The following is a 7,236-nucleotide window of genomic DNA, read 5'->3' on the forward strand; positions in this document are numbered from 1 at the left end:
CCGACCGGGATCCCAGGAGGTGCGCATGAGCAATATCCCGGAGACCGGGCGCACGTCACGCGTCACGATCCGCCTGGTCGTCATCCAGATACTGGTCTTCTCCCTGCTGCTCACCCTCGGGGGGCGGCTGTGGTACCTCCAGATCCGGCAGGGGGACGAGTTCGCGGAGGCGGCCGCGGGCAACCACGTCCAGCGCGTCGTCCAGCCCGCCGTGCGCGGCGCCATCCTGGACGCGCGCGGCGTGCCGCTGGCGGACAACGAGACCCGCCTCGTCGTCTCGGCCGACCGCACCGAGCTGCTGCGCCAGCCGGACGACGGCGAGCAGGTCCTGACCGACCTGGCCGAGCTGCTCGGCATGGAGGTCGAGGACGTGATGAACACGGTGCGGCTGTGCGACTCCGAGACGCCGCCGCCGTGCTGGAACGGTTCGCCCTACCAGCCGATCCCCATCACGGACGAGGCCACCACGCAGCAGGCGCTCCAGATCCGGGAGCGCGCCGAGGACTTCCCCGGCATCACCGCTGAGCCGACGGCCGTGCGCCGCTACCCCTCGCCGTACGGCGCGAACGCCGCCCAGGTGCTCGGGTACCTCGGCCCGGTCACCGACGAGGAGGTCGCCGCCTCCGAGGAGACCGACTCGCCGCTGCTGCGTTCCGACCAGATCGGCCGCTCCGGGCTGGAGCGCAGCTACGACGAGTACCTGCGCGGCTCCTCGGGCGTCACCGAGTACGCGGTGGACAAGTTCGGCCGCGTCCTCGACGAGTCGCTCAGCGAGGAGGCGCGGGCCGGGTCGACCGTCATCACCAGCATCGACGCCCGCGTGCAGGCGGTCGTCGAGCAGGAGCTGGAGAACGCCATCGAGCGCGCGCGCCAGGAGCACGACAGCATCACCGGGCGGAACTACGAGGCCGACTCCGGTGCCGCTGTCGTCATCGAGAACGACACCGGCCGCGTCATCGGGATGGCCTCCTACCCCGCCTACGACCCGAACGTCTGGGTCGGCGGCATCTCCAGCAGCGAGTACGCGCGGCTGACCGACGAGGACGCCAACGATCCCCTGCTCAACCGCGCCATCCAGGGGCAGGGCCCGCCCGGCTCGACGTTCAAGGTGGTCAGCGCGACCGCCGCGGTCAACGCCGGGTACGACTGGGACGGCAACTACAACTGCTCGTCGTCCTACAGCATCGGCGAGCAGACCTTCGACAACTTCGAGTCCCAGGCGTACGGCCCGATCGACCTGGGCCGGGCCCTGGAGGTCTCCTGCAACACCGTCTTCTACCGCATCGCCCACCAGGAGTGGCAGCGCGACGGCGGCATGAACCCCGGGGACAACCCCGACGACTGGCTCTTCAACACGGCGCACGACTTCGGCCTCGGCGAGCCCACCGGCATCGACCTGCCCGACGAGGCCAGCGGCCGGATCCCCGACCGGCAGTGGAAGCAGGAGTACTGGGAGGCCAACGAGGACGCCTGGTGCGAGCTGGCCGAGTCCGACCGCGACGACTTCGAGGCCCAGCTCGCCCGGGAGAACTGCACCGAGGGCATGCGGGTGCGCGCCGGTGACATGCTCAACTTCTCCATCGGCCAGGGCGACGTGCTGGTGACCCCGATCCAGATGGCCTCCATCTACGCCGCGATCGCCAACGGCGGCACCCTCTACCAGCCGACCGTCGGCAAGGCCATCGTCAGCCCCGACGGCCAGCACGTGGAGGAGATCGAGCCCCAGGTCAACGGCCGGATCCCGGCCGACGACGGCACGCTCGCGAACCTCCAGGCCGCGACCGAGAGCGTGATCACCACCGGCAGCGCCTCCTGGCGGTTCGCCGGCTGGCCGCAGGACGAGATCCCGCTGCACGCCAAGACCGGCACCGCCGAGGGCTACGGGGACCAGCAGACCGACTCCTGGCTCGCGACCTTCTCCGAGGACTACACGGTCGTGATGACCATCTCCCAGGCGGGCACCGGCTCCGGCGCCTCGGGCCCCGCCGTCCGCAACATCTACGAGGCCCTGTACGGCGTCGGCGAGGACGGCTCGATCAACGAGGACGCCGCGCTGCTGCCGCAGCCGCAGCGCGATCTCCCCGAGATCGACGACAGCGGCACCATCATTCCCCAGCGCGACGAGGACTTCGACCCCGCCGCCACCGCAGCGATCCAGTGATCACACCGTGAGCGTCCACACACTGACCCTCAGCCAGTCCGCCCGTGACCGCGGGGCGTGGCGCCGGCTCACCGCGCGCGACTCCCTGGTGCGCCGGGTGGACTGGCTGCTGCTGCTGGTTGCCCTGGCGCTGTCCGTCCTGGGCTGCCTGCTGGTGTGGTCGGCCACCCGCAACCGCACCGACATCAACAACGGCGACCCCCAGTACTTCCTGGTCCGCCAGCTCATCAACCTCGCCATCGGCCTGGCGCTGGCGGCCGGCGTGATGTGGCTGGGGCACGACCGGCTGCGCAGCGCCGTGCCGCTGGTGTACGCCGCCTCCGTCGCCGGGATACTGCTGATCTTCACCCCGCTCGGCACGGTCATCAACGGCCAGCGCGCCTGGCTGGCGATCGGCGGCTACACCATCCAGCCGGCCGAGTTCGCCAAGGTCGCGGTCATCCTGGGCATGGCGATGATCCTCGCCGCCCAGGTCGACGCGGGCGACCGTGAGCACCCCGGCAGCCGCGCCATACTCCAGGCGCTGGCGCTGGCGTTCGTGCCGCTGGGCATCGTGGTCATCGACGACATGGGCATGGCCATGGTGATGAGTGTCATCATCATCGGCGTGCTGCTCGCCTCGGGCGCCGACCTGCGGTGGTCGATCGGGCTGATCCTGGCCGGGGTGGCCGCGGCGGTGCTGGTGTGGGCGCTCGGCATCCTCGACCAGTACCAGCTCGACCGCTTCGGGGCGTTCGTCAACCCCGACCTCGACCCGGCGGGCGCGGGGTACAACACCAGCCAGGCGCAGATCGCGATCGGCTCCGGCGGGCTGTTCGGCACCGGGCTGTTCCAGGGCACCCAGACGACCGGGCAGTTCGTGCCCGAGCAGCAGACCGACTTCATCTTCACCGTCGCGGGCGAGGAGCTGGGGTTCGTCGGCGCCGGCGGGATAATCGTGCTGGTCGGAGTGCTGTTGTGGCGGGCGCTGCGCATCGCGCGCGGCGCCAGCGATCTGTACAGCACGATCATCGCCGCCGGCGTCGTCGCCTGGTTCGCGTTCCAGAGCTTCGAGAACATCGGCATGGCGCTCGGCATCATGCCGGTGGCGGGGGTGCCGCTGCCGTTCCTGTCGTACGGCGGCACATCGATGTTCGCGGCCTGGATCGCCATAGGGCTGCTGCAGTCGGTGCGGATGAAGCGGCCCCTGTCCGCGTAACGGGTGGGCCAGTGAGGCAGTAGGCTGGGGACTCTTACGCCTTTCGCACCACACAGCCCCGGAAAGATCACGAGAGATCAAGATGCCTGTCGAATCGGTCTTCCCGCGCCTCGAACCGCTGCTGGCGCACGTCCAGAAGCCGATCCAGTACGTCGGCGGCGAGCTGAACTCCACGGTCAAGGACTGGGACGCCTGCGATGTCCGCTGGGCGCTGATGTACCCGGACGCCTACGAGGTCGGCCTGCCGAACCAGGGCGTCATGATCCTCTACGAGGTGCTCAACGAACGCGAGGGCGTGCTGGCCGAGCGCACCTACAGCGTCTGGCCGGACCTGGAGAAGCTGATGCGGGGGCACGGCGTCCCGCAGTTCACCGTGGACGCGCACCGCCCGGTCGGCGCGTTCGACGTGCTCGGCGTCTCGTTCGCCACCGAGCTGGGCTACACGAACCTCCTCGCCGCGCTCGACCTGTCCGGCATCCCGCTGCTGGCCAGCGACCGCACCGACGAGCACCCGCTGGTCATGGCGGGCGGGCACGCGGCCTTCAACCCAGAGCCCATCGCTGACTTCATCGACTGCGCCGTCATCGGCGACGGGGAGCAGGCGGTGCTGGAGATCACCGAGCTGATCCGGGCGTGGAAGCGCGAGGGGCGGCCCGGCGGCCGCGAGGAGCTGCTGCTGCGGCTGGCGAAGACCGGCGGCGTGTACGTGCCAGGCTTCTACGACGTGGAGTACCTGCCGGACGGCCGGATCGCCCGCGTGGTGCCCAACCGGTCGGGCGTGCCGTGGCGGGTGGCCAAGCACACCGTCATGGACCTCGACGAGTGGCCGTACCCGAAGAAGCCGCTGGTGCCGCTGGCCGAGTCCGTGCACGAGCGGATGTCCGTGGAGATCTTCCGCGGCTGCACGCGCGGGTGCCGCTTCTGCCAGGCCGGCATGATCACCCGCCCGGTCAGGGAACGGTCGATCACCGGCATCGGCGAGATGGTCGAGCGAGGGCTGCGCGCCACCGGCTTCGAGGAGGTGGGCCTGCTGTCGCTCTCCTCGGCCGACCACAGCGAGATCGGCGACATCGCCAAGGGCCTGGCCGACCGGTACGAGAACGAGAAGGTCGGGCTGTCGCTGCCGTCGACCCGCGTGGACGCGTTCAACATCGACCTGGCCAACGAGCTGACCCGCAACGGGCGCCGCTCCGGCCTGACGTTCGCTCCCGAGGGCGGCAGCGAGCGCATCCGCAAGGTGATCAACAAGATGGTCACCGAGGAGGACCTGATCCGCACCGTGGCCACCGCCTACGGCAACGGCTGGCGCCAGGTGAAGCTGTACTTCATGTGCGGCCTGCCCACGGAGACCGACGAGGACGTCCTCCAGATCGCCGACATGGCCTCCAAGGTCATCGCCAAGGGCCGCGAGGTCTCCGGGTCCAACGACATCCGCTGCACCGTCTCCATCGGCGGCTTCGTGCCCAAGCCGCACACCCCGTTCCAGTGGGCGCCGCAGCTGTCCGCCGAGGAGACCGACGCCCGGCTCGCCAAGCTGCGGGACAAGATCAGGGCCGACAAGCGCTACGGCCGTTCCATCGGCTTCCGCTACCACGACGGCAAGCCCGGCATCGTCGAGGGCCTGCTCTCGCGGGGCGACCGCAGGGTCGGCGACGTGATCCGCGCCGTTTACGAGGACGGCGGCCGCTTCGACGGCTGGCGCGAGTATTTCTCCTACGAGCAGTGGATGGCCTGTGCCGAGCGCGCGCTGGCGCCCTACGGCGTGGACGTCGACTGGTACACCACGCGCGAGCGGACCTACGAGGAGGTCCTGCCGTGGGACCACATCGACTCGGGGCTCGACAAGGACTGGCTCTGGGAGGACTGGCAGGACGCTCTCGACGAGACCGAGGTCGAGGACTGCCGCTGGAACCCGTGCTTCGACTGCGGCGTCTGCCCGCAGATGGACACGTCCATCCAGATCGGGCCGACGGGCAGGAAGCTGCTGCCCCTGAGCGTGGTCAGGGAAGAGGCCGGATGAGCGGGCCAGGCGGCGGCGCGGCGCCTCAGCTCGTCGCGCCCACGGCCGCGGTCCACGGCTCGTTCCTGGAGGCCATCGCGGAGTTCCGTGCGGAGGACCGCGGCCAGCCCGGGGACGAGTCGATGCTCGGCCGTGCCATCCGCAGCTTCGGCGCGCACTGGCACGAGCCCGCCGGGTTCGCCGCGTACCTTGCGCACCTGGCGGCCGACGCCCGCGAGGAGACTCCGCGCCCGGCCGGGTTCGTGCCGTCGACCGAGCTGTGGTGGGTCAGCGGGGACACGTTCCTGGGGCGGCTGTCGATCCGCCACCGCCTCACGCCCCGGCTGCTGGAGTGGGGCGGGCTCATCGGGTACGACGTGCGGCCCTCCGCCCGCCGCCGGGGCCACGCCACGGCCATGCTGCGCGCCGCTCTGCCGCACGCCCGCGCCCTGGGCCTGGACCGGGTCCTGCTCACCTGCGACGACACCAACATCGCCTCGCGCCGGGTGATCGAGAAGTGCGGCGGCGTCTTCGAGGACCAGCGCGGAGAACGGCTCCGCTTCTGGATTGACACCGCTGCCGCGTAACCTGGACGGAGGCAACGGCCCGCTATGCCGGGCTCCTGCGAGTATTCAGGCACACAGAAGGACGGAAAAGACACTGGGCAAGCGACAGCCGGCAGGACCACCACCCGCACCCGTGGCGCAGCGTGTCCGGCTGCGGTACGCGAAGCGGGGTCGCCTGCGGTTCACGAGCCACCGCGATTTCCAGCGCGCTTTCGAAAGGGCGCTGCGACGAGCCGCCGTGCCCATGGCGTACTCGGCCGGCTTCACTCCGCACCCCCGCGTCTCCTACGCGAACGCCGCACCGACGGGGACCGCCAGTGAGGCCGAGTACCTGGAGATCGCCCTGAGCGAGCGCCGGGACCCCGAGGAGCTCAGAGCCAGGCTCGACGAGTCACTCCCCGCCGGGCTGGACATCACCGACGCTGTCGAGGCCCGCGTGTCCGACTTCGCCGACCGCCTCGCCGCTTCCGTGTGGGAGCTGCGGCTGGACGGCGTCGAGCCGGACGAGGCGGCGCTGGCGGTGAAGGCGTTCCTCGCGGCGGACACGGTGGAGGTGAGCCGCCAGACGAAGAAGGGCGTGCGCACCTTCGACGCGCGGGCGGCGGTGGTGGCCCTGGAGAGCCGGGCTGGCGGGTCCGATGGGCCCGCGCCGCGCCCCTGTGCGATACTGCGCCTGGTAGTACGGCATCTCACACCTGCCGTACGACCCGACGACGTCCTGTCCGGTCTCCGCGCAACGGCCGACCTGGCGCCGCCGGTCCCCGCAGCGGTGACCAGGCTGGCGCAGGGGCCGCTCGATGAGGAGACCGGCACGGTGACCGATCCGTTCGCGCCCGACCGCGACGCTGCCCAGCGGACCGCGGCGGTGCCGGAGATCGCCGGATAGCGACGCCGTTGCTGCGCCGCCGAACCGCCAGGTGCCAGGGAGCCACTCGGGTCCGGCTGTTCCGGCAGGCGCACCGGCCAGATGACTTTCGCCGTAGCCGGATCCCGACGGTCCGGAACCGGTGAGCGATACGACAGCTCCCGAGCGGCGCCCGCCGCCACAGGCTAAGGCGCGGCGCCCGGGAGCGTGACGGGAGAACCGCCCGCATGCACGAGCCCAACGAGTCCGCGGGAGCGGACGGCGCGGAACGCGTCGAGAACAGCACCAGCACATCGCCAACCAGCGAGACCACACCCGCCGGCGCGGCCGGTGACGAGGCCACGGCCTCCCGCCCGGCGCGGACCCGGCGCCGGGTCACGCGCGCCAGCGGGACGACCACTGCCGGGAGCGCGGAAGGCACGGAGAGTGCCCCGGACACGCAGAGCA

The 7,236-nt window shown here is 71.0% G+C and carries 6 protein-coding genes; all 6 read left to right on the plus strand.

Features of this window, described 5'->3' with window-relative positions; translation table 11 throughout:
- Positions 1-25: 25 nt before the first annotated feature.
- Entirely contained in the window at positions 26-2,161 is a 2,136-nt protein-coding gene (mrdA, locus tag JK356_RS07530) for a penicillin-binding protein 2 (RefSeq protein ID WP_201866763.1), read from the plus strand.
- Between the two features lie 7 nt (positions 2,162-2,168).
- A complete protein-coding gene (rodA, locus tag JK356_RS07535; protein WP_201866764.1) occupies positions 2,169-3,359 on the plus strand; it encodes a rod shape-determining protein RodA in 1,191 nt (396 codons plus the stop codon).
- An 82-nt stretch (positions 3,360-3,441) separates the two neighbouring features.
- The gene (locus JK356_RS07540) at positions 3,442-5,379 is read left to right on the plus strand and encodes a TIGR03960 family B12-binding radical SAM protein (protein ID WP_201866765.1); all 1,938 of its coding nucleotides are present in this window, start codon (positions 3,442-3,444) and stop codon (positions 5,377-5,379) included.
- The gene (locus JK356_RS07545; protein ID WP_201866766.1) at positions 5,376-5,945 is read left to right on the plus strand and encodes a GNAT family N-acetyltransferase; all 570 of its coding nucleotides are present in this window, start codon (positions 5,376-5,378) and stop codon (positions 5,943-5,945) included. Before JK356_RS07540 ends, JK356_RS07545 begins: the two co-directional genes overlap by 4 nt.
- Before the next feature lie 73 nt (positions 5,946-6,018).
- Positions 6,019-6,810, plus strand: coding sequence for a TIGR03936 family radical SAM-associated protein (locus JK356_RS07550; RefSeq protein WP_236670949.1), 792 nt, complete (start codon positions 6,019-6,021; stop codon positions 6,808-6,810).
- Between the two features lie 206 nt (positions 6,811-7,016).
- A partial coding sequence (locus JK356_RS21740; protein WP_236670861.1) for a hypothetical protein occupies positions 7,017-7,236 on the plus strand: 220 nt, incomplete at its 3' end.

Source organism: Streptomyces sp. 7-21 (assembly GCF_016741785.1).
Lineage (GTDB): Bacteria > Actinomycetota > Actinomycetes > Streptomycetales > Streptomycetaceae > Streptomyces.

Bases quoted from the DNA above. Each gene is read 5' to 3' on its own strand.
- mrdA (WP_201866763.1), top strand. From the start codon at position 26: ATGAGCAATATCCCGGAGACCGGGCGCACGTCACGCGTCACGATCCGC.
- JK356_RS07545 (WP_201866766.1), top strand. From the start codon at position 5,376: ATGAGCGGGCCAGGCGGCGGCGCGGCGCCTCAGCTCGTCGCGCCCACG.
- JK356_RS07540 (WP_201866765.1), top strand. From the start codon at position 3,442: ATGCCTGTCGAATCGGTCTTCCCGCGCCTCGAACCGCTGCTGGCGCAC.